Here is a 1,532-nt window from a genome sequence, read left to right as displayed (position 1 = left end):
TCCCCGGACCTGGCGCCCGAGGTGGTGGGCGGCGGAGTGGACGGCCTGGTCAAGCCGCCGCCTCCGGACGCGGCCGCCGGGGCCGCCGCGCCGCCCCCGGCCGTCCAGACGAACTACGCCACCTACGGCATGAGCGGCCTGTTCTGGCACACCCACGAGCTGGGCTGCGACGACGTCGCGGCGGTGCTGGGCAACGCCTGGGCCAACACGGTCTTCTCCTGGGCCAAGGCGCTGGACCGGCTGACCATCACGACCTACCAGGCGGCGGCCAGCGAAGGCCCGCTGGAGGCGATCAAGGACGTCGTCGACGACATCGTGATCCGGCTCTCCGACGCGATGTACTGGCCGTTCCTGCGGCCGGTGGTGATCCTCGGCGCGATCTGGCTGGCGTGGTACGGGCTGATCCGCAAGCGCGCGACCACGACCGCCGAAGGCGTCATCTGGATGGTCCTCGCGGTGACCGTCGCGGTCTGGTTCTTCAGCCGCCCCGGTGACTTCACCGGGCTGGGCAAGACCGTCACCGACAAGACCGGGGAGGTCGTCAACTCGGCCTTCTCCGGCCTGCCCGGCGCGGGCGGGGCCTCGTGCCTGCCCACCAAGGGGGAGACGGCCCCGCAGGCGCAGCCCGGCGGCTACGGCCGGACCGGCACGCCGAGCATCGACCAGAACGCCGACGCGCTCTGGTCGACCCTCGTCTGCAAGCCGTGGCTGATGGGCATGTTCGGCACCGCCGACCCCGAGGCGCCCGCGGTGAAGAACTTCGGAGCCAAGGCGCTGGACATCCAGGCCCTGGACCTGACCGAGCAGCAGGCCACCCAGACGCCGAACACGAGCGCCCACCAGGCCCGCTACGAGGAGGAGATGGCCCAGTACATCGAGAGCAGCCCGATCTACTTCCTCTTCCAGGGCAAGGACTGGACGAACCGGCTGGGCATCGCGATCGGCGCGCTCCTGGCCGCGATGGTCGCCGGGACGCTGATCTTCCTGGTGGCGGTCTCGCTGCTGGCGCTCAAGGTCGGGTTCCTGCTCCTGCTCATCATGGCCCCGGTCTTCCTGCTGATCGGCGTGCATCCGGGCTCCGGCCGGATCATCGCGATGCGCTGGGTGGAGATGCTGGTCGGCACGCTGCTCCGGCAGGCGGTGCTGGCCCTGGTGCTGGGCGTGCTGGTGTACGGCTACGCGCTGATCATCTCCACGGCGATGCCGTGGGGCATGCAGGTCATGTTCATGGCGCTGCTGACGATCGCGGTCTTCTTCTACCGGCGGCCGTTCCAGCACCTGTTCGCCTCCATGGACGGGCACACCCTCACCACCCGCATGCTGGGCGAGGCGGCCAGCGCGCCGACCCTGCAGCGCGCGGCGGGCGTGCTCCCGCCGGTCGCGGCGGCCAGGGCGGGTCGGTGGGGCATGCGCAAGGCCGAACCCTTGCTGCAGGCGGCCGCGGTCGCCGGAGGAGCGGGCGCGGGCGCGGCCGCCGGCGGTCGCCCAGGGCAGGGTCCGGGGCCAGGAGGACGCGACGGGCACCCCCTCGG

Annotated in this window: 1 protein-coding gene; it reads left to right on the top strand. The window is 72.1% G+C overall.

Annotated features, from left to right (window positions below; translation table 11 throughout):
* The coding region (locus ACWJ6R_RS36120) for a type IV secretion system protein (RefSeq protein ID WP_449066513.1) at positions 1-1,532 on the top strand (1,532 nt) is incomplete at both ends.

It is taken from the genome of Planomonospora algeriensis, from assembly GCF_977012225.1.
The sequence above is the reverse complement of the archived record's forward strand: the minus strand, read 5'-3'. Positions and strand labels throughout refer to the sequence as shown.